This is a genomic window from Holospora curviuscula (assembly GCF_002930195.1).
Classification (GTDB): Bacteria; Pseudomonadota; Alphaproteobacteria; order Holosporales; family Holosporaceae; genus Holospora; species Holospora curviuscula.
This window is the reverse complement of sequence record NZ_PHHC01000136.1, coordinates 1-24,140: the sequence shown is the minus strand read 5'-3', so window position 1 is coordinate 24,140 and position 24,140 is coordinate 1. Positions and strand designations below refer to the sequence as shown.

Here is a 24,140-nt window from a genome sequence, read left to right as displayed (position 1 = left end):
CCAAACTTGAAGCGGCCATTACGGAGATTGCAAAGCCGGTACTTTCTGCTGAAACCATGGCCAAGCTGCTTGTTAAAGACGATAAATACGACAAGAAAGGCATGCTGTTCGCCCTCTTTAAAGCCGATCCTGAGTTACTCAAGCATGTGTACCATTTTGATAAGGTGCAAAAGAAAGGGTTTGGCTCCTTTGTGCTGAAAAATCCTCCGCGTCAGCCTGCTTCTTCTTTCAAAGAATTTGCGACGGAAGATAGTGTACGAGCTACTCTTAAAGCCCATGATGAAGAGCAAAATGACAGCTTTGAGACTCATCTTCAGGGTTTGTTTTATCCTGAAGATCGTCTGTATCTTTTTATTAGAAGGGCCAGTGATGAAGATTTACTGTTAAGTTCTAACCGCATTGTCCATGGCCATAAGCCGGATTAGATCATCCTGGATTTTGCTGCCAACGCTAATCAAGTAAATCTTTTTGCCCAATGTTCCAACCAAGAATTGAAAATTTCTGATGGTTTGGTAAGTAGTTATTTCGAGAAGGATTGCTCCTTCATCAACATGCAGGATTACAACTTTACTGCTCAAGTGAAGACTTTCCTTCGGTCGTGCGCCAGTGAAATCGATAAAGAAATCAAACTCTTTGAACTCAAATTCAGATCGGCTCATCTTAAAAACAACACTCATTTGATTTTAACAACGCACCCGACTTGACCCTATTTCTGAAGAGCTTGAAGCGCTGCACCAGGCCGTCGGTGATGTGCTGGAAGATATTGCCATGATTGATTCGGTAAGATTGGTGTTTCAGGGTGGACGCGGCTGATCCGGGTCATGTGATGATTTACTATTCAGAATATGTGTTGGATAAAAAAGAACGTACGGCTTTAAAAACATGGATGAAGGATTGCTATGGCCTTACGATCTTGCCTAAAGCAAAATGCTGCGCATGAAGATGCATTGCAGGCTTTGCTTGAGTCCAGTAATTCATGGATTAATCCGAATCAGGGTTATCTAGAGGCGGCCCATCATCTTGGACAGCTTGGCTTTATCCAGCTTAAAGAGCATTATTTTATCAAGTGCGCCAATCCTTTAGATGCGTTGGATTTTGACAATCTGATTAATCCGGATTGCGAGAACAAAATTCCCATCCCCGATGATTTTGACGAATCCTGCGATGATCTCATGTGCGAGGAATGTGGACGTTACATCTTACCCATCACCCAGCAAAAACAACGGTTTCATGTTGTTTCTTTATCCTTACGAAAACATGCTATAGTGCAATGGCTTGAAGCGGAGCTCAAAGAATTTACGTTTAAAAATCCAAGTCCGAGTGTTTATCATCTTTTCAAGAGAATCCAAAATCGTTCATTTGATACGCTCCAAGTACGCATCTATAATCGCTTCAAAGATTAAAAACATCACCATACCACCCCAGTTTGGAGTTGGTTAGGTTGTGGTAAACTGATCTCCGCCATTATTTATAAGATATCGGCTCTCTCTCGTTTTTCTAAAATTTTTAAGAGCTTTGCAAAGCCCCTATTTTATAGGGTTTTTAGGGTATAGATGTTCCTTAGGTGCGAATCTGTTTAAGAGCATTCTGTTAAGTTTTCTTTTAAAACACCCCTTTTTTTCATTTTGTGCTCTTATAGTGCGAACACAAAAAATCTACTTCGCACCTCTGGGATACCTTATTTCCCTTGGGTTTTTAAAAATGCTTAACTATTTGGGTTCGAAGATCAAAAGTGAGGAGCAGTGGTAGTGCTGAAAAAAGTCCTCTAATTTTAAGATTATGTTTTAGAATCAGAATACTTTTAATAAAAATCTGCCCTTATTTTTGTGGGCTCTTCGAGTATATTTAATATTTTCGTAGCACAGTAAACTTTATCTCGTTTATTTTCATTTGTTTTTTTAATAATACCTGAAGCTTCAAGTTTTTGCACTCCTCTTTGGGCGGTACTATAAACAACACCTAAGTCTTGAGCAATTCTATTAGTCGTGAAATAAGGATTAATAGCTAAATGCTGTATCATATCGACAGGAACGTGCGAACCACTACTGGCTACATCAATTTTCCATTGATTTAATAATTCATTGATGCGCTCAGCTCGTGATAAAACATCCTCAGATTGAATAGCCACACCATTGAGAAAATAAATAAGCCACTCGTGCCAGGTGCCTTTAGAACTGACATTATAAAGCTGTTTATAATACTCATCGCGTGTTGCTTCAAAAAATGCAGATAAATATAATAAGGGTGAAGGCAGTATTCTTTGCTCAACCAACAGAAGCATAATCAACAACCGTCCTACGCGTCCATTTCCATCTAAAAAAGGATGAATGACTTCAAATTGATAATGACAAAGGGCTGTATGGATTAATGGGGGCAATGATCTATCATGTAAAAAATTTTCGAATGCTCCCAAGGAATCCATCAAATTTTCAGGGGGAGGAGGAACAAATTTTGCAGTATTTAAGGTGCATCCTGGAGATCCAATCCAATTTTGACTGACCCTAAAATCCCCAGGTGTTGCATGAGCCCCTCTCACACCTTGCATTAAATGCTCATGGATTTCTTTTATAAGACGTAGTGACAATGGAAGCTCCGCTAATCTCGATAGTCCATAATCAAGGGCTTTGATGTAGTTTTGTACTTCCTGAAGATCATCTGGGTTTTGCTTTACGTAGGCGCCGGCACTTGCGGCCAAAATTTCCCCAAGAGTTGCTTGCGTCCCCTCAATCTTACTGGAAAGTACCGCTTCTCGTGTAATAAAAGGGCGTATCAGTAGATGAGGATTAGGCAACTTGCTTCCTTCCCGTGCTAACTTACCAAGCAAGAAATCAGCACGTGATAAACTATTGACTACCGCAGTGTCCCACTCAATTTTAGGTGGTAAATTATGAGGTACAAAAGCACGATACCCTTTGGGTGATTTAACGATTTGTCCTGCTGGTGACTGTTGTATATCCACTTCACTGACCCTTAATTGATTTTTTCTCCAGTATGATTGTTGTTATCGAAAAAGTCAATATTCGATAATAACGGCGTTTTTTATCACCACCCATGCGAATAAGGATACGCACTATTATCGAAAAGTTTAAAAATCGATAATAACAGAAAAATTCAGCTTGCTGTTTAAAGGGTATCTTTTCTTACACACGCGTCGCTAAAAAAGGATAATGATCTAACTTTTCTTAAGAAATTCTGAAAAGAAAAGATAGATACTCAAGCATCATCCAAAAAATCCACAATATCAACGATGCGATAAAAGTAAGGGCTTATGGAAACAGCGTCCGCTACTCCACTTAAATAGAACAGTACGGGGATGCTTGAAAAACCTCTCGGCACCTTTAATCGTGATATCTTATCTCGTATTTCAGAAATAATTTCGGCACTTATTTCAGACCTTTTGAATTTGAATTCACAAATAAACAAGCTTTTGGCTTTTGTTTGCATGAGATAATCAATTTTTCAGCCTTGTTGAGTTGTGGTTTTGGTTTGTATATAAGGGCTGCTACGCACAATATCAATAAGTAAAATGCCTAATTTTTGCAGTAATAGATGGCGATTTTGCATAAGTAAGCTTTCGAGGTGCAATCCCATATGTGTTTTAACCCCAGGCATCGTAGATAGCGGTACTTGATCGAATCCCCCATCTTCAGTAGCGCCCAAATTTGGTTTAATAACTTTGAGATAAAACCGCATATAAAGATCTGAGATCCTATACCAGCTTTGCTTTAGAGGTTCCGCCGTTTTGAATGACCATAAGTATTGCTTAACCACAAAACCAGCAACAATGAAATGATCTATCATTTTGCTTAGTGTACCGCTGTGAGCAAATTTTATGCTCTGCTTTATTTTTGATAAAGTTCTGGCTCCATCTTTAAGGCTCTCTAGGATTTTCTTATATGTGGCGCCTTTAGCGTTAAAGAGGTCATGAAAAATGCGATCAAATTCCGTTACGAGTAAGCTGTTTTTTTCAAAAGCAAGCTGCTTGATATTATCATCAGCCGCAACACCAGGATTAAATTGCTCTAAGTACCACGGTACATCGCCAACAATACTGAGCAAGTTATACGTATCATAATGAGAAAGCTGCATGCCGCGCGCCCTTAAAAATTCAGCGCTTTCAGGAATAGAGAGTGGCTCTAAGCTCCGTACTTCTTAGGATATTTCCCTCAAGCCAGGTTGAAACTGATCCGAAAAACATAAGCACCATATGAATTGTTTGCTTATCCCACCAAGCTTTGAGTTTGAGAATGAAGCGAGAGTCTTTGGATCCCATCCACGAAATCTGATCAAACAGGATGATATCTCCTGTCTTAATATGAAGGCTTAAATGCTCAAAGGCGTCACTCCAATCCAGGCAAGTCATGGGCGAGATTTTTAGCATTAGTGCGAGTTGCCGCGCAAAATTGTCCCTTTGTTCCTGGGCCGCTATATTTGGCAGAAAAAGTCTTTCGGCTGGAAGAGCGCATTATTTCCCTTCACGAAGAAAGCAATGAATTGGAGGCAAGACTCAACCATGTCAAATAAACCTAAAAACTTTACAGATGAACGCTTTGAGCATGCCGTTAGCTTTTATTAGCCCATGAAGATCGCTACAGCAACCACATCGATGGATGCTGGCGGCGAGACCAAATTCGGGATTTCCAAACATAGCTACCTCCATATTGACGTCATTGATTAAGCTAAAGGTATTTACAAGCGCGATTTTTGGGATCCTCAGCTTTACAAAGACATCAAGGATCTCAATCTTGCCACAAAGGGTTTTGATTGAATGGTAACCATAAGATCGTCTTGGGCACACAAACTGGTTCAACAGGCTTTAAAATCCACCGGACAAAATATCGCTGAAAATGGTGTGTTAGGTCCAATCACCTTAACTGCCCTTAACAAAGCTGATCTAAAAGATTTGCGTGCTGCTTTAAAATCAGAAGCCGCAGAATATTACCGAACACTCGACGCCACTCAACCACGACGGGCCAAGTTTCTCAAAAGATGGCTGAAACGAGCTTATGCATAAACTTTAGCATAGGAGAAAATCTATGAAACAAGGCATTAAATCTACTGAATTTTGGGCAACCTTAATCGGCAGCATCGCTGTTGCAGGTGCATCAGAACTTGGACTTAACCTCAACGAAGCCTCAGTCGCCAGCATTGCAGCGGTGGTGAGTACGTACGTCGTTGGGAGAGTTATGAACAAAAACACCCAAGCCAAAATTGATCAGAAGTTTTGAAACGTGATGCCTCTTTGGTTATCAGCGCTACTGCAACCGTTTTTAGCTTATATGCTTGGCAAAGAGCAGCTAAGACGCAAGCAAGCAGAAGAAAATTTAGAGCTTCAAGAGTCTTATGAAAAACTGGATGAACAAAATAAATCTTATCGTGATCGGGGTAAGTCTGGTCTTCTTGAGCGGCTGCGCAAATCTCGGGAGAGTGCCGACCAGTAATTGCCCAGAAGCGCCCCATTATACCCAAGAAGAATGGCAGTAGATCGCGTAGTCCGTGACTGAGTTGCCGGAACAAAGCCCCCCTTATTCCAGTGCTACAGGAGTATATGGATTTACTCGATAAGCTAAAATTTTGCCATGGAGATTAGATAATCTATCCTTTTACCTCACGAATGAGCTGATCTCATCTATGAAAAATAAGGTCGGGATGAAAACGCTCAGCGACGGTTTTTGCTTTCTCACCAAGACGCTTTCGGGTGTTTGGGTCACAGACCAACGCTTCCATCAGCACCGCTAATTTAAGAACATCTCCCACGGGAAAAATTCGTCCATCAACACCGTTTTTTACAATATCAATATTTCCAGAGCAATTTGATGCGATAATGGGAAGGCCTACCGACATGGCCTCAACTAACGCATTGGGAAAGTCATCGTATAATGGGGGGAACCCAAATAAATCGGCCTCTAAAAGCTTTTGATGAATCTCCTGAATCGCACCCGGTAATGAGATGCTCTTTTGAAGATTATCCCGCTCAGCACCTCCCCCATAAATCGTAAGACCCAGATGTGGGTAGGTTGGATAAAGTCTTGAAAAGGCGTGGATAAGGATATCATGATCTTTTTGCTTATCTAAACGCCCAACAGTAATTATACATCGGGCCGTGGATGAAAAAAATTTGTGATTCTTAGGTAACTTCACAGGGTTAGGAATAATTTGGATAATTCTTTGGAGATTTTTTCCAAAGTAGGAAGCAGCACTATTGGTTTGAACAATAATTTTTTTGGCAAAGCGATACAAAAAAGACCTGATTTTTTTATACAATAAAGGGATATAATGAAAATGTGGATCAATACGCTCTGAGGCAATCACAGGTGCTTTAAGACCAATACTCGCTAGAAGGATGGTGAAGTTCATCACAGCCATAAAGGAAAGCAACCACATTGAGCTTTATGGTTTTTAGAGCCGTTCTTACACAAAAAACGCGCCTTAGGATATTTCCTAGGCGCGTTAAAAAAAGGGTTCATTTTGGGTTTGGTTAAGTTGGATTAAGTATATTTTTGAATCTAAAGGATAAAAAAGGCTTTGCATCCGGTGACGCCAAGGTAACAAGCGTTACTTGATGTCCCTTTGATATCCAATAATTGGCAAGCTCTGATAAAACTCGCTCCGCCCCACCAGAGTGGAGGGACGATATAATAAGGGCGAAATGCATAATATTTTCACAAGACTTTCAATAGGGCATCAAGTCTATTCTTGTGAGTATGATGTGTAATGACGTGATTGTAAGCAGCTTCGGTTATATTTTTTACAATCCTCAAATCTAATAACAACTCTTTAAGATCCTCGACATTAGAATGATCTAGTTTTAATTCAAAATAATGCTCTCCTGGAATTAAAATATCATTGTAACGACCAGGATACATAACATGGAGAGTTTTTGTGCCAATAGCATCAAAATGCCTTGATGATATCGCTTTGGTATAAACAGGTGATTTCGCGGCAAGCCTGAAGAACTTTTCATAAAGTTCATCGAAATCACATTCTTGATCAATGTTATCAATTTCAACGAGCCGATCTTTCAGAAGAAATACTATGATTTTACGAACAAAACTCGGCACAATTTTTCTATAGGCTTTTCTTGCAAATGTTTCATGAGGCAAAACAATTTTAACCGATCTTTTTTTAAGAAAATCTTGGATTTTATTGACAATAATATCATCTTTCTCCAAATAAAAAGAACCAGCTTCAGTTGATAATGTTGCTTTACAAGAAGAAAGAAAATCAGACCATTCTTGGCGATTAAATCTTTTTTGTGAATTGCTATCTAATCCTAAATCGAGATTTAAGTTTAACGAATGAGCATTATGGTAAAAATATTGTATAATAGAATTGCGGTCATTATCGCCAACATACACACCATAGCGTGCCGAGCGTGTTCCAATATCAATTTTCCTATCTTTGAATGCATGTTTTGAAAAAAATGCTTCAGGGTTAAGAGCGTGTGGCAAAGAAATTACTTTAGCCTTGTTACAGTCTTCATAGAGCCATTGCCCTGCTTCTTCTAAAAGCTGTGTAGCAATAAAGTCAGCTTCTATTTCTTGTAGATTTTTAATCTTAGGAGCCATTCCTATTGTTGGTAAATTGACCTCATTTCCAACGAAAGAAACTAATTTTCCTCGCCGATTTTTTAGAGCCTTTACAAATGGATTTAAATACTTTAACGTATCCCCGTTCATTGAATGATGTAATACAATGAGTTCATAATTTTCTATTTTACTTTTTACATCTGATATTAAATCCTTGGAGGCATTAAAAACATTTATGCATAAGGTACTAAAATCTGAATGACTTTTAAAAGCATCAATCCAATCATCAAAATATGACATTTGTTCAGTATACGTGGAGTGCAATAAAAGTGTTTTCATAAAAATTCTTCAAGTAATAGGTTAATAATTTCCTCAGCACAATCACCATCACCGTAATCGGTAATATCTTTGCGAAGCTTATAATTTTCAACAGTCCATAGGCGATTCCAGCCACATTCTATCGTTTCAACCCACTCTGTCTCTTGGCGTAGGGTTATACAAGGCACGCGATAAAAATAGGCTTCTTTTTGCAATCCACCAGAGTCTGTTAAAACAAAATGCGCTTTGCTCAAACAGTACTGAGTTTCAAAATAGCGCAAGGGTTCTACGGTTATAAAAGTGTCATCTAATTGCGCTTTTTGAACCAAGGCTTTTGTGCGCGGATGAACGGAGAAAATGATTCGTAAATTATGGTTTTTTGCAAAGCGTAACGCGTAATCCATCATAGATTGAAATTCTTCCATACTTTCCGTAGATTCAGCACGGTGCATGGTCATGAATGCAAATTTTTCTGGTAAACCCATAAACTTTTTGAAAACTGAAAAGTTTGTTTTTATGTAATCCATAGCATAAAGGGTGGCGTCATACATAATATCCCCCACATGATAGACGCCATTTTTGATGGCTTCATTGTGTAGATTATCTACTGCAGTTTGTGTAGGGCAAAAAAGATAATCGCTTACATGATCTGTTAAAATACGATTAATCTCTTCTGGCATTTTGCGATTAAAAGAGCGCAAACCTGCTTCAATATGAATGACAGGAATATGAAGTTTCGAAGCGCTCAAAGCGCCCGAAAGGGTTGAGTTCGTATCTCCATACACAAGAACTGCATCAGGTTTATCTTCTTTTAAAATAGCTTCAATTCCCTCAAGCATTCGACCGGTCATTTGACCATGAGAGCCACTGTTAATATTCATAGAATATTGGGGCTTTGGAATATCCAGCTCTTTAAAAAAAACATCCGACATATTGGTATCAAAGTGCTGCCCCGTATGGACAATAGTTTCGATAATGCCTGGATATTTTTTTAATGTGCGAGAAAGAGCCCCAGCTTTAATAAACTGAGGCCTCGCGCCAATAATAGTATGGATACGAAGGGTCATAGATATTTTGAAAGCTCAGGCATAAAATAGAGATGCTTAGATATATTGGCCAAAATGAAGGAACGATTTTCTTTTGTCCATTTAATGGTTTTTTTAAGTCCATTCTCAAGAGAGGTTTTTACTAAAAAACCAAGGTCTTTTTGGGCTTTTTCGGTTGATCCAAATCGTTTTCCAGAGCGATCCCAAGGCCTTGGATTTGCATACAAAATAGGGGTAGGATTGTTTGTTAAACGATTGATCGCTTCTGCTAACTCTTTAATGGTGGTCTCATGACCTGAAGCTAAATTGTAGACTTCACCCGCTTTTCCATTGACAGCACACGCTATGAGCCCTTCAACAATATCATCCACATAAACAAAGTCACGTGATGCTTTGCCCTCATTTTCAAGTGGTAACTCTTCCTGATGCAACGCTTTCCAAATAAAAGTTGGCGTTACATTGCGCCATACAGTAGCAGGGATGCCACGCCAACTGCCAGCACCCAAAACCTCTCTTGGGCCATAAACATTTTGGAAACGTGCTTTGACAAACGGAAGTTGGTATTTCATCCAGTAATAATTTCCATAAAATTCCCCAATAATCTTGGATATTTGATAAGGACTATCATGATATAAAGATACTTCAGCGTCTTCATTGGTTGCCCCCACATCATCATAAGTTTTTTTAGCAACTGTGCACCCGGCAGAGGCATAAACCATTTTTTTCAGATGAGGAGCACCCTTAAAGTGCTCACACACTTTAAGGGTTGTAATTGTATTATGTTCATGATCAGCGACGGGGTCATGAATGCTCGATTGATTTCCATGATATGTTGCTAGATGAAAGACATAGTCATAATCCTTAATAAGACTCATCAGAATTCTATCATCTGAAATTGATCCAAAAATAAAGTCTACCCTCTCGTCTTGAGGAAGATTCTCAGCTTGAGCCGATAATAAATTATCCACAACTGTAAGATGGTGAGCTCCTTCTTGAAGGAGTTGGTAGCATAAATTACTCCCAACAAACCCAGAGCCTCCAATAACCAGGATTTTTTGACCTTGAAACCGCATATTGATTACTTCACTTCTTTAAGGTGAGTAAAGGTTTCTTCAATACCCTGCTCGTTGTAATACTGAATTGTTTTGGAAACACCTTCGACAAGTGGTATATGCGCTTTCCATCCAAATTCATTCTTTGTTCTGGACGGATCAAGGAGAATTGAGAACACATCATCAGGTTGACGTGGTTTTACTTCCACAACGAAATGCATATTTAATGCCTTTGTTGTTGCATCAAATAACTCTTTAATAGAAATATCAGACCCTGATGAAAGATGGTACGTGCCATTTCCTTTGCCATCTACAGCATGCATAATGCAATCAATCATATCATCGATGTAAACAAAATCACGACGCGTATCCATCACAAAACATTTTTGATTGGTGGTAAGGCGCTTAAAGAATGTGGGAAGTGGACCACTAATATTACGAGGGCCATAAGCATTGGCCAAACGGAATGTCACAAAATCTAAACCAGAAAGCTGCACATAATCTTCCGCTGCTGTTTTACTAATCGCATAGCTTGAACCACGGGGAAGAATGGGGTGATTCAAGGTCACTGGTTGTTCAACAGGCTTTAATCCATAACACAGTGCTGTTTGGAAATAAATAATCCTTTTAATGTCAGCCTTTGCCATAGCCTGACAAACAATTGCTGTCCCCATCACGTTTGTTAAGGCATCTTCTACCCAATTATTGGGATCTTTATAGGAAGCTGCAGCATGGACCACAAGATCAGGCTTAAACTCCTGCATCAGTTGATTCATAAGCTTTTCATTACAGATAGAATCTTCAACAATTTTAAGCTTCGGGTGGGCTTTTAAGTTGTCCCTTCTGCAGGTTGCAAAATTGTCTATGACGAGTACCTCATCGCCCCGTGCAAGCAAGCGATCGGCTAAATGTGATCCGATAAAACCAGAACCACCTGTGATAAAAACTTTCATATTTTTTTCTCCTATGATTAATGACGATATTCATGACTTTTATCGTGAAATTCACGATGCCACAACTCTAAGCAAAGCAATCCCCAAATTTTTCTTGAGAATTGCGATGATCCTTCTAAACCTTTCAAAACTTTTTTTGCATCATAAAAACCACGCGTTTGGGCTTGCTGAGATGAAAAAATGTCATGCAAAAAGTCTTTTAAGTCCCCAGAAAACCATTCGTTTAAAGGAACAGGAAAACCCATTTTATCCCGTCTATTTAAAACCTTTTCAGGAATTTTATGTTTGAAGACCTCCTTTAAGAGAGACTTCATACGCCCCCCTGGAAATTTAATGTCTGCAGGAATGGTTGCTGCAAATTCCACAAGGGGATGATCTAAAAAGGGTACCCGTGATTCCAGTCCATGGGCCATACTCATACGATCCTCCACATGAAGAAGTGCTGGTAATAAGCACTTAAAATCAAAATGGGTCATTTTATCAAAATAGGCTTCTTTTTGAACATTTTCTTGATTGTTGAAAATGACCTTAAACTTTTCCATCACGTTTCTTAAATCAAATAGTTCCCAATCAACTTCATCTTGAATATCGACAGACTTATTAATAAGCCTAAAGTATCTTGCATCAAGGGGCCCAAATAAACCGTCTTTCCAAAATTCTTTAATTAAGGGTTTGTATTCTTGAAGTAAGGTTAGGTTAGGAATAATGGATTCAGGCGTTACAACAAAATCCCCATTTTTATGGGTACCATCGATCGCAGCCTTAATGGATTGTTCAAAATAAGCAATTACATAGCGTGCATAGCCCCCAAACAGTTCATCCCCACCTTGCCCCCCTAAAACAACTTTTACATGCTGGGATGCTAACTTAGATACCATGTACTGAGGAAACGCTCCTGGTCCCGCAACCGGTGTATCTAAATGATAGATGATTTTTGAAATATTGTCTGTAAAATCTTGAGAGGTAATGTTGATTGTATGTAAGGATTTATTTAACGCTGACGTCGTATCAATGGCATATGCACTTTCATCATAACCAAGATGATCTGTGAATTTTCCATGAAATGATCCATAAAAATTTGAGTTTGACTCACACGCCAATGCTGTTATTAAGGATGAATCAATCCCGCCACTTAAATAACTTCCGATCGCTACATCACTTACTTGATGATAGCGCACAGAGTCAGTTAACAATGCCTCTAATTTTTCTTCAAAATATTTTTTCGAGTGACTAAAATCTATTTCATAAGACACATCCCAATACTTTTTAATATTAAGCTCACCATTTTTATAAATTAATAAATGCCTAGGCATTAGCTGGTAGATATTTTTAAATAGGCTTTCATCCCCAAGCGTATATTGAAAAGTTAAATACTCAGAAAGAGAATCTTTATTAGTTTCAATAGACGGGACTAAAGGAAGGAGGGCCTTCATCTCTGAAGCAAAAGCGAATTGATTTTGGTTTTTGGTATAATAAAATGGTTTGATTCCAAACCGGTCTCTGGCACAAAAAAGACGTTTCTCATTTTCATCCCAAATAGCAAACGCAAACATACCGCGCAGATAATGAACGCAATCCAGCCCATACTTTTCATAAAGAGCAAGAATAACTTCCGTATCAGAATTAGATTTAAAAGGATAATCCGAAAGCGCAGAGGTTTTTAAATCTTGGTAATTATAAATCTCCCCATTAAAGACAATAATCGTGCCATTTCGCCCTTGCATCGGTTGGTTGGATTGTGCATCCAGCCCTATAATGCTCAGACGATTATGAGCAAGATAAATATCTTTTGTTAAAAGAGAATCAAAATGATCTGGTCCCCGGTGAGAGAGAAGATTTTTGTATTCTGTTAATGAAGGTATTGTACCAAAAATACCACACATAGTTTTAATTGCCCTTAATAACGTAGTCAGCTATAAACTCCGCTGGATTTTCCACCGGATCTAATCTTTTTCTAAAACGCTCGTAATTAATAAGAAATTTAAATTTTTTAACAAAATTGTAAGAATTATGAGAAATGACAAAAGGAGAATAACTGTTTTTTCTAATATTTTCTATACATTGAATAATTTCAACGGGATGGTGGGCAAAATAAATATAATTCTTAAATTCTATACCTAAATCATTACTCTCAAATTCCTTATTAATGCCATTGCTTAAATATATAATCGGTTTTTTAGCTACAACGGCTTCCGCTAGAGCGGAAGTACCATCAGCAATTACAATATCAGACTCTATGATATCCTCTTCAAGAGGAGAGTTAATATGCTCTGAAAAACGAACATTGTTTAACTTCTTAAAAGATAAAATAATATATTCGACTTCTTCCTTTTTTAAGAATTTTTGATTTATAGCATTTTTAAATAGCAATACATGAGGTCTAATAATAAAATTTATATGTTTATTTTCTTTAGCATAATTTATGAAAAATAAATAATAACTTAAAAATGTGGAGCCACTCTCATGCTGATGTCTGTTATTAAAATGTAAAGTCCATCTTGGCATCCATAGAATGGTCTCTCTTTTTTTTTGTCGCTTATTCATTTTATCTCGAACATTTTTATAGCTCTGATATCCTGACACAACAACGTTGATATCTTTAAATCTCATTTGTTCAACAAAAACTTTTTTTGTACTAACAGAATCAACAAAAACAATATCTATTTTTTCTTTTAGCTGCATGTCATTACAAGTTGTTTGATGAAAAAGATGCGGTCCATAAACGATATATGCTAATTTATTTGTTTTTTTCTTGAGATTCTCTAGACTGAATGTGCTTTCCAAAATAGTACCCTTAAAACTATTATAAGGATTTTGAACAAAAATATAATCAAAATTTTCTTTTATTTTATCAACTATTTTATATGGAGGCGTTTTTCCACATGGAAAAATACAATCTTCTATCTGAAATTTTTTTGAAAAATTCACATCCAGATCGTATAAAATCTCATTACCTGAAAGTAAGGGAACAAATGCAACCGTAACTTTTGCATTTTTTTCTTTCATTTTTTTATATAACTCCACCACACCTTTTCCATTAATTGTTTCTGTATGCACAATAAATAAAACTTTTTTCTCATTGGTCTGAACAATAAAATACGTTAAAAAAAAATTAATTAGTGCTACTAAAAAAAAATTCATTTAAAAAATTCCTCTATTATCTTTAGGTAACTTTTATTGCTTGATTATACTGAAGAGACACCTTTAATCCTCTTATTTTTTTAGGGACGCCAAAATTATTATCTATTTCTATAACAACCTTTTTTTTCTTATTTTTTATAGAATCCACTATTCTTGGTGAGTTATGATTTGGAGAGATCATAATATAAACTGAAAAGTTCGTATTATTAATTTCGAATGGCAAATAATCACACTTTTCCTGAACAGCAGATATATATTGATTGACCTCTTGAACAAAAATATATTCTTCGCAAAAGTCTTTTCTAAAACTATAAAGATAAAAAATCCACGGGCTTCCATGATCAGAAATTAAATTTCTAAGTGTTCCTAATGATAGTGCGATTCTGCATTTATAGAGAACCAGGATATTTACGATCTTTTCTCCAAACGCTTTGTTCAAAAAGTTTTTCAGAATGCCCGTTATTAAAGGATAAATTGGTTGTTTTTCTGACGTAAATTTTGACTTTAACTCTACTGATACCATCATACCTTGTTTTTGAGTGGAAGGAAATATTTTAAAAAAATGCTCTAGATCTCTTTCAAATATTTCAATAAACCCTTTGTAATGATATTTTTGATTCATTGCAATCTCTTCAAAAGCGTACTGAGTAATACGTCTCCATTCTTCAGGAGAACTTATAGCACGTACTATTTCCTCCATATTAGAATGGTCCTTTTTTAATGGAATGTAATGACGCCACGGTTTTAAAATATTAGAATAATTACCTTCATATAAAACCATTAATGTTCCAAGTACTGCGCATTCAAAACATCTTGGGGATATTTGATTTAAATTAATCTGACCATCTAACCCTTTAAAAAACTTTTCTTCAATTTCTTCAAAGGTAGCATTCGGATGAGTTTTTTCATACGCTTCAACCTGATCTTGTATAGTTCCGGTAAAATCAAATACACTGGCTCCACTTTCACAACCAATAGCAGCCTTAGATTTTGTTAAAAAATCTATCCATTGATCTCCATAAATTCGGTCTTGCTCTTGATAAGCAATATCTATTGTCAAATTGTATCTTTTTACATCATGCTTAAATTTTTCTGCGATTATCCATTTTTCTTGTCCTAATCTTCCATACCAAGCTGATAATTTTCTGGCACGATAGACAACATCCAATTGTCTTTCTTCATAACTAGGGCGATATCTTGACAGAAGAATTTCTGGCACAAATCCTGTGAGTGTATTACGTTTAATAAGGCCGGGAATCTTTTCTGTAGGATAAACTTTTTCTATTTCTGATTCTGGAACGCATGTATAAAGCACATCGGCTTTAATAAAATTAAGATTTTCCACTACATCATTTACACGGCGGTACTCATCTTGGATAAAAACAACTTTTTTTGCCTTTGTATTCCGAAAAATTAATCTCAGCCAGGCAGGGCATCTTTCATCATTAAAAAGAGATAGTGTATAGTGGATTATTAGAACATCAAATGCCTCAATATTTTTAGAAGTTATTTGAGAGTTTACAATATCAACATAATGATAAGTGTATTGGCCATATACCTGAAATGACATTAAGTGATCATAGACTGTATTGGCTATTTTTTCTCCAATATAAAAAATAGCAGCTTTCATAAATCTTTTATTTTTTCAGCTATACACAGGATTTCCAATGGCTTCAGAAACAAAAAACAAAAAATCTTGTTGAAATAATTATCGTCCAGAATGAAATTATGGTGTGTTATTTTTGGGTATATTTTTGAATATAAAAAATTAAAAATTTTATTTTTGGTTACAAAATTTTTATACGAATACGTCCAATACCCGTCATATTCTAATCTTTTTATGGAAAAACCTGCGTTTTTCATAAAATCTTGTAGAAGTTCAGAGTTAAAGCTTCTTAAATGAACGAAATCGTATTTACACCCCATATACGGTGTGTATTGCATCAGATTTTCACGATCTGGAACTCTAAATATAAAGACTCCATTTTTTTTAAGTGCTTTATTCACACTAAATAAAAAAGATCCAATATTTATAACATGCTCCATAACATCCGTAGAAAAGATATAATCAAACTCTTCTATAAACGGAAGATTTTCAGCATCTGAAACTATAGCTTTAAAATCACGTTCCAAAAGCTTTAAGTATGGTATTGCAATATCAACAACAGTCACATCCATAAATCCCTGTTGCCTTATACTATTTGCCAACATCCCTTGACCAACTCCCAAATCGCAAATTTTTATGTCTTTAGAATTTGGTAGATACCTTATCAACTTTTGAGCTTGATGTCTTATGTAGGCTTTTGGCAAAATTGTTTCTTGCAAGTCATCAGTGCTTATTTTCTCATAACACTTAATGTAATTTTCAATCAAAGGACAGTTTTTACTCTTTAGATAAACTGGTAAATTTTCAATATATTTTAAAGACCAAGTACAATTTGAACATTTGGATAGCGCTATCGGAAACCGACAATCAGGACAAATTAGCATATAATACCTCTTAATAACATTGAAACATGCATAGAATCCCCGCCCACATACCCACTCATAGGTAGACTCAGCACTTGTTCAGATAATCCCTCACATACCGGCAAACTTCCTCCTGTAGCTGTGGGATAATGCTTATAAGCCGTTTGCAAATGCAGAGGTTTTACGTAATAAATCATTGTAGGAACACCCGCTTCTTTTAAGGAAGCTATCAGTTTGGAACGGTCCATGTGCTCAGGCAATAGCAATGTATACTGAGCCCAAGCGGAGGTGGCCCCATCAATTACATGAGGAACTTTTACAATATCTTTTAAAGCTGCATTATAAGCATCGGCGGCTTTTTGGCGGGCGATCAATTCATTAGGGAATATTTTGAGTTTCTCAATTAAAATTGCTGCTTGAATGGTATCTAGCCTTCCGTTCATCCCAATGCGCACATTATCGTATTTATCGGATCCTTGTCCATGAACCCGTAGAGATTTAATAATAGCTGAAAGTTCATCATCATTCGTAAAAATCGCACCACCATCACCATAACACCCAAGGGGTTTTGCCGGGAAAAAGCTTGTCGTTGCTATATTGCCGATATTTCCAACTTTACGGTCTTTGTAAGAGGCTCCAAAACTTTGGGCTCCATCGGCCATAATCCATAAATTATATTCATCAGCAATGGCTTGAATGGCATCGTAATCAGCGGGCTGTCCAAACAGATCAACGGGGATAATGCCGGCGTGTTTTAGCCCTAATTTTTGAGCCTGCTTAATTCCTTGCTCAAGGCTTTTGGGATCCATATTATATGTATCTTCCAGGGAATCAATGAATACAGGCGTTCCCCCAACCCAGGATACAACTTCAGCAGTAGCTGCAAAAGTAAAGGAAGGCACAAAAATAGCATCTCCAGGTCCTACATTTTTGGCCATAAGCCCTAAACCTAAGGCATCCGTCCCATTAGCGCAAGATATGGCATGTTTCACACCACAAAATTCAGCCAGCTGTTTTTCAAGGGCATGTACCTCTGGACCCATGATAAAATTTCCATGATCCAAAACACGCTTAATAGCTGCATCAATTTGTGGACGGATAAGTTCTAATTGGGATTTTAAATCAATAAATTGCATATGCTGAATCATCTCAGGCTGTTTTAGTTGCGTTGTCATTTTTTATGATCTCTTTTAAATTATTGTTGATAACTTGATATCTGTGTCCTTCACGCGGACACATCAAATCATCACCTAGTTTCTCTCCTGCATGGCTAACCCAGCCTATCTGCTTTGCGGGATTTCCAACCATAACTGCATGGGGTTTGACATCTTTTGTGATCACCGCACCGGCACCAATCAAGCTATAGGCTCCTAATTTATTACCGCAAACAATGGTGGCGTTGGCACCAATTGTCACTCCCCTTTCCACAAAGGTCGGACGATACTCATCTTTTCGGTCAATTTCTGCTCTTGGATTATGTACATTGGTAAACACACATGATGGCCCACAAAATACACCATCTTCTAAAGTAACTCCCTTATAAAGACTGACATTGTTTTGGATCTTGCATCGATTACCAATCACTACATCGGGTCCAATCATCACATTTTGGCCGATGACACAGTCGTCACCGATTTTTGTTCCTTTAATAATATGGGAAAAATGCCAAATTTTAGTGCCTGGACCGATGTCACATCCGCCGTCTACAATGGCTGTTTCATGAGCATAATATGGTTTAATTTGAGCATTCAAGGAAACAGTTTGATGAGTATGAAGAGAGTGTTGCGCTGCATCCAAAACTTGTAAAACCCGAAGACCTTCCGCTCCATCTGTGCGAGGATTTTTATTTTGAGCAATGCAGTCAATAAAATGCTGGCACTCGATTTTCAAAGGTTCTGATACTTCCAAAGGCAAATAGATCACATCAGCTTTTTCAGGCTGTGGTAAACCGTCTACCCAGGTTACTTGATGGGGATAAAGTTTGAGCTTTTCGCCCCATGGCAAACCATCGTCAAACACCGCCATGCCGCGATCGCCCACAACCACAAGTTTTTGCTCCTTATAAGGGTGGAGCCATGATACAAAAATATGGGCCTCAATTCCATTTTTAAAACTCATATGCGTTGTGGTCACATCATGAATCCGAGGGTTCAAATGACAAGCCCCTGTTGCATAAACTGATTCGGGTAAGTCACCAGCAAGTCCCAAAATCATGGAAATATCATGGGGCGCAAAGCTCCATAAGATATTTTCCTCATTGCGAAATTTTCCAAGGTTGAGGCGATTAGAGTAAATATATTGCAGACGGCCAAGGTTACCTTTTTGAATCAAGCGTTTAAGCTCTAAAAAGGCTGGATGATATTGAAGAAGATGCCCCACCATAAGCTTTTTACCCACTTGTATGGAAAGATCACAAAGCTTCTTCGCTTCTTCCCCTTTCAAGGACAGAGGTTTTTCTACAAACACATGTTTGCCGGCATGAAGCGACGCTTTTGTCAATTCAAAATGTTGTGCTGCGGGTGCTGCAATCACCACGCCATCACAATCACTTTTAAGAATTTCTTCAAGACTGAGATTTTGAACATCATAGGTTTGTGCCGCCTGATTTGCCAGTGCTAAATTGGCATCACACACAGAATGCAACGCATTAAGCTCTGCAAAATTACGCACCAGGTTTTTACCCCAGTAGCCACAACCAATTACGGAAATTTTAGAATTATTCATGTTGCACCACCTTATTTTGAAGAGCATTATAATCAGTCACTTGCTTGACGCAGCCCTTATCCATGACCACAATCCGATCGCAATCTTTCAATGTTGTAAGACGGTGAGCGATCATAATGACCGTTCGATCTTTGCTGACGGCATTGATGGTTTCCATCAAACGTGCTTCGGTATCAGTATCCAAAGCTGAGGTAGCTTCATCAAAGATGAGCACTTCAGGATTGCGATAAAGTGCCCGAGCGATGGCAATTCGTTGACGCTCTCCTCCAGAAAGACGAATACCACGCTCCCCCGCAATTGTTTTTGCGCCTTCTGGCAAGGCGTCAATAAATGTGCGAAGCTGAGCAGCATCTATGGCTGAATTCAATCTATTGAGATCAATCTGCTTTTCACCAAAAGCAATATTTTTTTCAATGGTATCATCGGTTAAATAAATGCTTTGGGGGACATAGCCAATTTTTTGATGCCATTGATAGGAGTATACAGGATACTGTCCGTCTACAAAAATTGAACCTTCATAAGGGGTTAAAAGTCCCAAAATAAGATCGACGAGTGTTGATTTTCCAGAACCTGTCTCACCTACAATCCCAATACATTCGCTTTTTTGAATCTGTAAAGAAATATGACTCAATGCATTTTTTTCTGTATTAAGATATTTGAAAGAAAGATCTTTTATCTCAACGCTTTGATTAAATTGAAGCGTTGGTACGTCCACATAATTTTCTTTGGCAGCTACCATTGTATACTCATGATGCACACGCTCAATGGAGGGAATGACAGACTTAAAGGCATTAAGCTGGTTTATAATGCGATTGAGTCCTGGCATAAGGCGGAACCCTGTATAAAGATATCCGCCTAAAATTCCCATCATCTGTACGGGGCTTTCCTTGTCTAAACACAAAATAGTAATGGTGGTAATGAATAGGGCAACAAACAAAATTTCAATAACTATGCGCGGAAGGGCATTGAGGGATGTTTGAATGGCTTGAATACTTGCTTTTTTACGTGCATAGACTTGATAGGCTTCAATAAACGATTCTCTTTTCCCTAAAAGCACAATTTCCTTAAAAGCATGAAAAAACTGGCCAAGATTCTGACCACTGTACAGATCCGCTTCTTGAAGCTTTTGCCCAAATCGGTAAAATCGAGGAAGTACACTTTTTGTAATTGCCATTGAAACCATTCCTCCAATTACAAATATAGTTAATGCGAGGGATGGATTCATATAAATGATCATACCCATAAGGGTAAAAAAGATCACGCCTTCCGATACTATGCTGGCAATAGAGAGCATACCCCCTAAAAATGTTGCTTCTGTATCACCGCTCACTATTTGCATTCCCAATGAAGAGTTTCGAGTCAGATAAAATCCGTAATCTGCCTGCGCATAGCGACGAAGAAGCTTATTTTTAAAATGGTAATTCATTTTTTGAATGGAAAAATTTTGAAAAAAAATTTCCCCAGCAACGATTAGATTTTTGATTAAATAAATCGCTCCCATAATAATAGCTATATAAAAAATAACGCGTCCAGGTGACAAATTAGTCGAAAAACCAATTTTACCCAAATATTTGAGCCCCGTTTCAGGGGCATTTAAAACTTGGGCAAACACAACAATTACCAAAGCAGTGACAACTTCCAACAGCGATGTGGTGAGTGCAAAAGCCACAATACCAAGCCATTTAAGTTTTTCCTCACGTGTTAAAAGTGCACGCAGCTTTTGAATTGCTGATAGGATAGAGGGAGTTGACGCGTTTATTTTACTTCACCATAGCTGCCGCAGTCTGGGTGAAATCACCGAGACTAAAAAAAATCTAATATTTATCACCGGCATATAAGCGCCAGAAAGATTATTTACTTACGCTGCTTCCACAGCATAGGTGGGAAGAGTCATTTTCATTTCCCTTCCCATAAAATTTAACAATAGTTGAACCCTAGACTTATCATCCACGGACTCAAAAATGGCCACTTGATCTTTAAATGCGTCTTCTACAATGCACAGTTTTTCATCTTTAACAAAGTTCACAAGGCTTGCCATAGGTACGATACCGACCCCAACTTCCTGGGCTTTTAAATCATCAACAATCCGTTTTTGAACTTTTTTCGGGTGTAAATTATTAGTCATTAAGAAATAAGAAACGCCCGGTGTGTTATTAAAACTACGCCATCTAGTAAAGCTTAGGTCCATCCCTAACGGTACAAGCTTCTCTTCAACCTTACGTGCATGAGGAATGGTTTTTTTTAACCTTGGCATGTAGACCTCAAAACTCTGATCGAGCAAATGTTGCTGAGCTAGAATCTCTTCCAAGGGCTGCGTATGGGCAACACACCAAGCAATCATGATGTCACCTTTGAAATATGAAAAAGATTTAAGGTCAATAAGCGATTATATTCAACCTTACGCTTGATGGTATCATAAGTGCCTTTGGGGTTCATCACATCAGTGACAATCACAGTATCGTATCTTTTCAGATCAGCCTTGGTTGAGACAACGTCAATCGTGAACTCACTGGCAAATGTGATAAGTTTTGCAATATCAGCTAAAGCACCTTCACCAACTAAGGCTACTTTTGACGAGCCCTGGGCTTTACAGTGCTCAAAGACTTCTTCACATTGTTTCCGAGCATCTCTAAAAAACGTCATGGACCTTGCCAAATAATCTTTCACCATATAACTTTTTTCTTTAAAGCTTTCTGGGGTTAAAAAATATGTAATACAGCGGGGTGAGATTTGAGCAGCTCTTACCCAACTTTTCGTAACGCAGCGCTTCAAATATTGATTCATGAAACCTAAGGCAATGTTCAGCGCTCCAGACAAACCACGTTGTGTAAAGAATCGATTGAGCTGAATCTGACTTAAGAGATGCATCATCAATTTTTGCTTAGTCTGTTCGAGGGTATCTTGAAAAGCGGTCATGTGGTTTTAAAGTCTCTAAAACAAGTTAGCAAAACATGAATCTATGTTTATGAACAAAACTTACCCTACTTAGAAAACGAAGTCAAGCACATCACGCAAAATTTTTTCGAATTTTGTTCCCCTTTTATTTAAGGGTGCGAAGCTCAGAGCACTCACTTTTTCAACAGAAAATCACCATTCCAATGCCATTTAGAGCAGGTTGTTTCAGATGCAACCCACCTCCGCCAATTTACAGCGCTTAAACTTTTTTGGCGTTATTTTTCAAATTTTAAAACTACCCTCTGAACCCCAGTATTCATAGGCTTTAGAGCATTTTAGCCACTTAGCACATGCGTACTTAGAGAATCACAAAATCACTGATTTTACCCTAAAATCTCCTTTTTGTTCTCCCTTTCTCCCTTTCTCCCTTTCTCCCTTTCTCCCTTACAGGAAAACGTTTGGTCCGAAGGTAAGCATGTCTAAAGCCTTTGATTTTACTAGGTTTTTTGACAACGGGTCTTGAGGTGCGTTATTGGGGCGGAGAATAAGCGTACATACTCGTAGAGCAAGAACTGTACTATGACATGGTTAGTTTTCTATTGCTTAGTGCTAGACGATTTAGTATATAAGTATACAATATAATTAGATCTTAAAAGAAGCGTATATGTGGACAAGAACCTATAGCAAGACAGCTCTAAGGATATTTGGCGTATTTGGACAGACGTAAACAGTTGGCGAACTTATCACGATGATTTGGACGACTGTAAGTTTGATGGTAATTTCAAAATTGATAATCACTTCATGTTAAAACCCAAGGGCCTCAACCCTGTAAAAAGCGTGCTAACAGAAATTAATGAAGCGCACTATTTTACCGACTGCACTGCCTTCTTCGGTGCTAAAATGTACGATACTCACACTATGGAAGATACAGTCGATAGATTAAAGTTAACAAATAAACTTGTTGTGACCGGCCCATTGAAATGGCTCTGGATTAAGCTGGTGGCACAAAACGTTGCTGATACTGTTCCAGAGGAAACGAGAACCCTAGTAAAGCTTGCAAGAGGCATCAATGTCTGATTTACTCTTTGGTTTTGATAAACCTGAAGACAGCCCAAGCGTTCCACTTTGGCAAACAACGATGGTACGGCAGTGGCAGATTAAAAGGGTTTTAGAGCCTTACGATATATCCCATGCCCACTTTGTGATCATGGCGACTTTAATGTGGTTTGAGGCTCATCACTATGACACAACTCAAATTCTTATCGTGAACTGGTCCAAGCTTGACAAAATGACTGTTTCAAAATCGCTAAGAAAACTGGTTGCACTTGGTTGCGTTAATCGCATAGAACATGAAACAGATACACGTGCCAAGAGCGTCTCACTAACCGAAAAAGGGAAAGAAATGGTACGTACCCTAGTCCCTATTATAGAAGGAATTGATAATACATTTTTTAGTAAAGCGTCTGATAAGGAGAAAAAAGTTTTGCCCAAATTTTGGAGAAATTAATCGAAAGTACCGCAGATGAATAAGTCAGCAAAATTCTGAATTGGTGTTGGGTGCAAAGAACATATGGAAAACGGGATGAAGCTTAGTATTTGTCAATTTTACCACGGTAAATCTACACCCGCTAAACGATTATTCTGTGATGATTTCGTAATTTATTATTCGTCTACAATAATCATGGCTGGATCTGATCTCTATCTCAAAGATTTACTGCAATAGGCAAGATCATTGATGGTGCACCTTACCAAGTAGATAGAGGAGATGAATTCAAACCATGCAGGCGTAAGATCAATTACTTTGAGGCAAAGCACATTGATATCAAACCGGTTGTGTCGTTGCTGCTCTTTAGCAAAAATAAAAATTCATGGGGATACGTTTTCCGCTATGGCTTTTTAGAAATCGATCAAGAGTCATTTGAAATTATTGCAGGTGGCATGCTTGAGTTTAATTTATTATCAGAAGTCGAAAGAAATGCAGCCACTAATTAAGCCACCGAAGTTAAATGACGG

At 37.8% G+C, this 24,140-nt stretch carries 25 protein-coding genes and 1 pseudogene; 9 read left to right on the top strand and 17 right to left on the bottom strand.

Features of this window, described 5'->3' with window-relative positions; all coding sequences use genetic code 11:
• From HCUR_RS08845 to HCUR_RS06825, 3 genes and pseudogenes are all read left to right on the top strand, one after another.
• Positions 1–425: pseudogene (locus HCUR_RS08845) on the top strand (hypothetical protein); the annotation flags it as partial.
• Between the two features lie 374 nt (positions 426–799).
• Positions 800–940, top strand: a complete 141-nt coding sequence (locus tag HCUR_RS08840; protein WP_165780846.1) for a hypothetical protein — start codon at positions 800–802, stop codon at positions 938–940.
• Complete coding sequence (locus HCUR_RS06825; protein WP_104207341.1) at positions 900–1,403, top strand: hypothetical protein; 504 nt, start codon at positions 900–902, stop codon at positions 1,401–1,403. The genes HCUR_RS08840 and HCUR_RS06825 overlap by 41 nt, the downstream gene beginning before the upstream one ends.
• 398 nt (positions 1,404–1,801) lie before the next feature.
• Here the strand turns inward: HCUR_RS06825 and HCUR_RS06815 are convergent, their stop codons facing one another.
• The 3 genes from HCUR_RS06815 to HCUR_RS06800 form a co-directional block, all read right to left on the bottom strand.
• On the bottom strand, positions 1,802–2,959 hold the full coding sequence (locus tag HCUR_RS06815; RefSeq protein ID WP_104207339.1) for a Fic family protein: 1,158 nt from the start codon (positions 2,957–2,959) through the stop codon (positions 1,802–1,804).
• Between the two features lie 500 nt (positions 2,960–3,459).
• Positions 3,460–4,089: an AAA family ATPase gene (locus HCUR_RS06805; protein ID WP_104207337.1), complete on the bottom strand. Its 630-nt coding sequence runs from the start codon at positions 4,087–4,089 to the stop codon at positions 3,460–3,462.
• Positions 4,090–4,117: 28 nt separating this feature from the next.
• Entirely contained in the window at positions 4,118–4,381 is a 264-nt protein-coding gene (locus tag HCUR_RS06800) for an ATP-binding protein (protein ID WP_165780845.1), read from the bottom strand.
• A gap of 387 nt (positions 4,382–4,768) precedes the next feature.
• Here HCUR_RS06800 and HCUR_RS06795 point away from each other — a divergent pair, with 387 nt between their 5' ends.
• The 3 genes from HCUR_RS06795 to HCUR_RS06785 are packed head-to-tail and all read left to right on the top strand — an operon-like array spanning position 4,769 to position 5,441.
• Positions 4,769–5,014, top strand: coding sequence for a putative peptidoglycan-binding domain-containing protein (locus HCUR_RS06795; RefSeq protein ID WP_104207335.1), 246 nt, complete (start codon positions 4,769–4,771; stop codon positions 5,012–5,014).
• Between the two features lie 22 nt (positions 5,015–5,036).
• On the top strand, positions 5,037–5,228 hold the full coding sequence (locus tag HCUR_RS06790) for a hypothetical protein (RefSeq protein ID WP_104207334.1): 192 nt from the start codon (positions 5,037–5,039) through the stop codon (positions 5,226–5,228).
• Positions 5,229–5,234: 6 nt separating this feature from the next.
• Complete coding sequence (locus HCUR_RS06785) at positions 5,235–5,441, top strand: hypothetical protein (RefSeq protein ID WP_104207333.1); 207 nt, start codon at positions 5,235–5,237, stop codon at positions 5,439–5,441.
• A 184-nt stretch (positions 5,442–5,625) separates the two neighbouring features.
• Here HCUR_RS06785 and HCUR_RS06780 read toward each other — a convergent pair whose 3' ends face one another.
• The 14 genes from HCUR_RS06780 to HCUR_RS06715 all read right to left on the bottom strand — a co-directional run bounded on the left by HCUR_RS06780 (position 5,626) and on the right by HCUR_RS06715 (position 22,148).
• Entirely contained in the window at positions 5,626–6,357 is a 732-nt protein-coding gene (locus tag HCUR_RS06780) for a glycosyltransferase (protein WP_207760975.1), read from the bottom strand.
• Positions 6,358–6,662: 305 nt separating this feature from the next.
• Complete coding sequence (locus tag HCUR_RS06775; RefSeq protein WP_104207331.1) at positions 6,663–7,868, bottom strand: hypothetical protein; 1,206 nt, start codon at positions 7,866–7,868, stop codon at positions 6,663–6,665.
• The gene (gene wecB, locus HCUR_RS06770; protein WP_104207330.1) at positions 7,865–8,914 is read right to left on the bottom strand and encodes a non-hydrolyzing UDP-N-acetylglucosamine 2-epimerase; all 1,050 of its coding nucleotides are present in this window, start codon (positions 8,912–8,914) and stop codon (positions 7,865–7,867) included. The genes HCUR_RS06775 and wecB overlap by 4 nt, the downstream gene beginning before the upstream one ends.
• Positions 8,911–9,966, bottom strand: coding sequence for an NAD-dependent epimerase/dehydratase family protein (locus tag HCUR_RS06765; protein ID WP_104207329.1), 1,056 nt, complete (start codon positions 9,964–9,966; stop codon positions 8,911–8,913). Before HCUR_RS06765 ends, wecB begins: the two co-directional genes overlap by 4 nt.
• A 5-nt stretch (positions 9,967–9,971) precedes the next feature.
• Positions 9,972–10,898, bottom strand: coding sequence for an NAD-dependent epimerase/dehydratase family protein (locus tag HCUR_RS06760; RefSeq protein ID WP_104207328.1), 927 nt, complete (start codon positions 10,896–10,898; stop codon positions 9,972–9,974).
• Positions 10,899–10,915: 17 nt separating this feature from the next.
• Positions 10,916–12,781 carry an asparagine synthase (glutamine-hydrolyzing) gene (gene asnB, locus HCUR_RS06755; RefSeq protein ID WP_104207327.1) on the bottom strand — a complete coding sequence of 622 codons (1,866 nt, stop codon included), beginning with the start codon at positions 12,779–12,781 and terminating at the stop codon, positions 10,916–10,918.
• 4 nt (positions 12,782–12,785) lie between these two features.
• Entirely contained in the window at positions 12,786–14,039 is a 1,254-nt protein-coding gene (locus tag HCUR_RS06750) for a hypothetical protein (protein WP_104207326.1), read from the bottom strand.
• 22 nt (positions 14,040–14,061) lie between these two features.
• Complete coding sequence (locus HCUR_RS06745) at positions 14,062–15,669, bottom strand: hypothetical protein (RefSeq protein WP_104207325.1); 1,608 nt, start codon at positions 15,667–15,669, stop codon at positions 14,062–14,064.
• Positions 15,666–16,529, bottom strand: a complete 864-nt coding sequence (locus tag HCUR_RS06740; protein WP_104207324.1) for a class I SAM-dependent methyltransferase — start codon at positions 16,527–16,529, stop codon at positions 15,666–15,668. Before HCUR_RS06740 ends, HCUR_RS06745 begins: the two co-directional genes overlap by 4 nt.
• Positions 16,523–17,683, bottom strand: a complete 1,161-nt coding sequence (locus HCUR_RS06735; RefSeq protein ID WP_243397309.1) for a DegT/DnrJ/EryC1/StrS family aminotransferase — start codon at positions 17,681–17,683, stop codon at positions 16,523–16,525. The genes HCUR_RS06740 and HCUR_RS06735 overlap by 7 nt, the downstream gene beginning before the upstream one ends.
• Positions 17,658–19,232, bottom strand: coding sequence for a Gfo/Idh/MocA family oxidoreductase (locus HCUR_RS09920; RefSeq protein ID WP_104207323.1), 1,575 nt, complete (start codon positions 19,230–19,232; stop codon positions 17,658–17,660). Before HCUR_RS09920 ends, HCUR_RS06735 begins: the two co-directional genes overlap by 26 nt.
• Entirely contained in the window at positions 19,225–20,901 is a 1,677-nt protein-coding gene (locus tag HCUR_RS06725) for an ABC transporter ATP-binding protein (RefSeq protein ID WP_243397308.1), read from the bottom strand. The genes HCUR_RS09920 and HCUR_RS06725 overlap by 8 nt, the downstream gene beginning before the upstream one ends.
• Before the next feature lie 189 nt (positions 20,902–21,090).
• Complete coding sequence (gene nusG / locus HCUR_RS06720) at positions 21,091–21,573, bottom strand: transcription termination/antitermination protein NusG (RefSeq protein WP_104207321.1); 483 nt, start codon at positions 21,571–21,573, stop codon at positions 21,091–21,093.
• Positions 21,570–22,148: a hypothetical protein gene (locus HCUR_RS06715; protein ID WP_104207320.1), complete on the bottom strand. Its 579-nt coding sequence runs from the start codon at positions 22,146–22,148 to the stop codon at positions 21,570–21,572. Before HCUR_RS06715 ends, nusG begins: the two co-directional genes overlap by 4 nt.
• Before the next feature lie 780 nt (positions 22,149–22,928).
• On the opposite strand from HCUR_RS06715, the gene HCUR_RS06710 reads away from it, so the two are divergent.
• The 3 genes from HCUR_RS06710 (at position 22,929) to HCUR_RS08835 (ending at position 24,119) form a co-directional block, all read left to right on the top strand.
• Complete coding sequence (locus HCUR_RS06710) at positions 22,929–23,204, top strand: hypothetical protein (RefSeq protein WP_104207319.1); 276 nt, start codon at positions 22,929–22,931, stop codon at positions 23,202–23,204.
• On the top strand, positions 23,182–23,634 hold the full coding sequence (locus HCUR_RS06705; RefSeq protein ID WP_207760974.1) for a MarR family winged helix-turn-helix transcriptional regulator: 453 nt from the start codon (positions 23,182–23,184) through the stop codon (positions 23,632–23,634). Before HCUR_RS06710 ends, HCUR_RS06705 begins: the two co-directional genes overlap by 23 nt.
• A 332-nt stretch (positions 23,635–23,966) precedes the next feature.
• Positions 23,967–24,119 (top strand): EVE domain-containing protein, encoded by a 153-nt coding sequence (locus HCUR_RS08835; protein WP_207760973.1) that lies wholly within the window; start codon positions 23,967–23,969, stop codon positions 24,117–24,119.
• Positions 24,120–24,140 lie beyond the last annotated feature (21 nt).

What these genes read in the sequence shown, in the direction of transcription:
- HCUR_RS06825 (WP_104207341.1), top strand. Translation starts at nt 900, where the DNA reads ATGGCCTTACGATCTTGCCTAAAGCAAAATGCTGCGCATGAAGATGCA.
- HCUR_RS06805 (WP_104207337.1), bottom strand. Translation starts at nt 4,089, where the DNA reads ATGCAGCTTTCTCATTATGATACGTATAACTTGCTCAGTATTGTTGGC.
- HCUR_RS06800 (WP_165780845.1), bottom strand. Translation starts at nt 4,381, where the DNA reads ATGCTAAAAATCTCGCCCATGACTTGCCTGGATTGGAGTGACGCCTTT.
- HCUR_RS06795 (WP_104207335.1), top strand. Translation starts at nt 4,769, where the DNA reads ATGGTAACCATAAGATCGTCTTGGGCACACAAACTGGTTCAACAGGCT.
- HCUR_RS06790 (WP_104207334.1), top strand. Translation starts at nt 5,037, where the DNA reads ATGAAACAAGGCATTAAATCTACTGAATTTTGGGCAACCTTAATCGGC.
- HCUR_RS06785 (WP_104207333.1), top strand. Translation starts at nt 5,235, where the DNA reads ATGCCTCTTTGGTTATCAGCGCTACTGCAACCGTTTTTAGCTTATATG.
- HCUR_RS06780 (WP_207760975.1), bottom strand. Translation starts at nt 6,357, where the DNA reads ATGAACTTCACCATCCTTCTAGCGAGTATTGGTCTTAAAGCACCTGTG.
- HCUR_RS06775 (WP_104207331.1), bottom strand. Translation starts at nt 7,868, where the DNA reads ATGAAAACACTTTTATTGCACTCCACGTATACTGAACAAATGTCATAT.
- wecB (WP_104207330.1), bottom strand. Translation starts at nt 8,914, where the DNA reads ATGACCCTTCGTATCCATACTATTATTGGCGCGAGGCCTCAGTTTATT.
- HCUR_RS06765 (WP_104207329.1), bottom strand. Translation starts at nt 9,966, where the DNA reads ATGCGGTTTCAAGGTCAAAAAATCCTGGTTATTGGAGGCTCTGGGTTT.
- HCUR_RS06760 (WP_104207328.1), bottom strand. Translation starts at nt 10,898, where the DNA reads ATGAAAGTTTTTATCACAGGTGGTTCTGGTTTTATCGGATCACATTTA.
- asnB (WP_104207327.1), bottom strand. Translation starts at nt 12,781, where the DNA reads ATGTGTGGTATTTTTGGTACAATACCTTCATTAACAGAATACAAAAAT.
- HCUR_RS06750 (WP_104207326.1), bottom strand. Translation starts at nt 14,039, where the DNA reads ATGAATTTTTTTTTAGTAGCACTAATTAATTTTTTTTTAACGTATTTT.
- HCUR_RS06745 (WP_104207325.1), bottom strand. Translation starts at nt 15,669, where the DNA reads ATGAAAGCTGCTATTTTTTATATTGGAGAAAAAATAGCCAATACAGTC.
- HCUR_RS06740 (WP_104207324.1), bottom strand. Translation starts at nt 16,529, where the DNA reads ATGCTAATTTGTCCTGATTGTCGGTTTCCGATAGCGCTATCCAAATGT.
- HCUR_RS06735 (WP_243397309.1), bottom strand. Translation starts at nt 17,683, where the DNA reads ATGACAACGCAACTAAAACAGCCTGAGATGATTCAGCATATGCAATTT.
- HCUR_RS09920 (WP_104207323.1), bottom strand. Translation starts at nt 19,232, where the DNA reads ATGAATAATTCTAAAATTTCCGTAATTGGTTGTGGCTACTGGGGTAAA.
- nusG (WP_104207321.1), bottom strand. Translation starts at nt 21,573, where the DNA reads ATGATTGCTTGGTGTGTTGCCCATACGCAGCCCTTGGAAGAGATTCTA.
- HCUR_RS06715 (WP_104207320.1), bottom strand. Translation starts at nt 22,148, where the DNA reads ATGACCGCTTTTCAAGATACCCTCGAACAGACTAAGCAAAAATTGATG.
- HCUR_RS06710 (WP_104207319.1), top strand. Translation starts at nt 22,929, where the DNA reads ATGTTAAAACCCAAGGGCCTCAACCCTGTAAAAAGCGTGCTAACAGAA.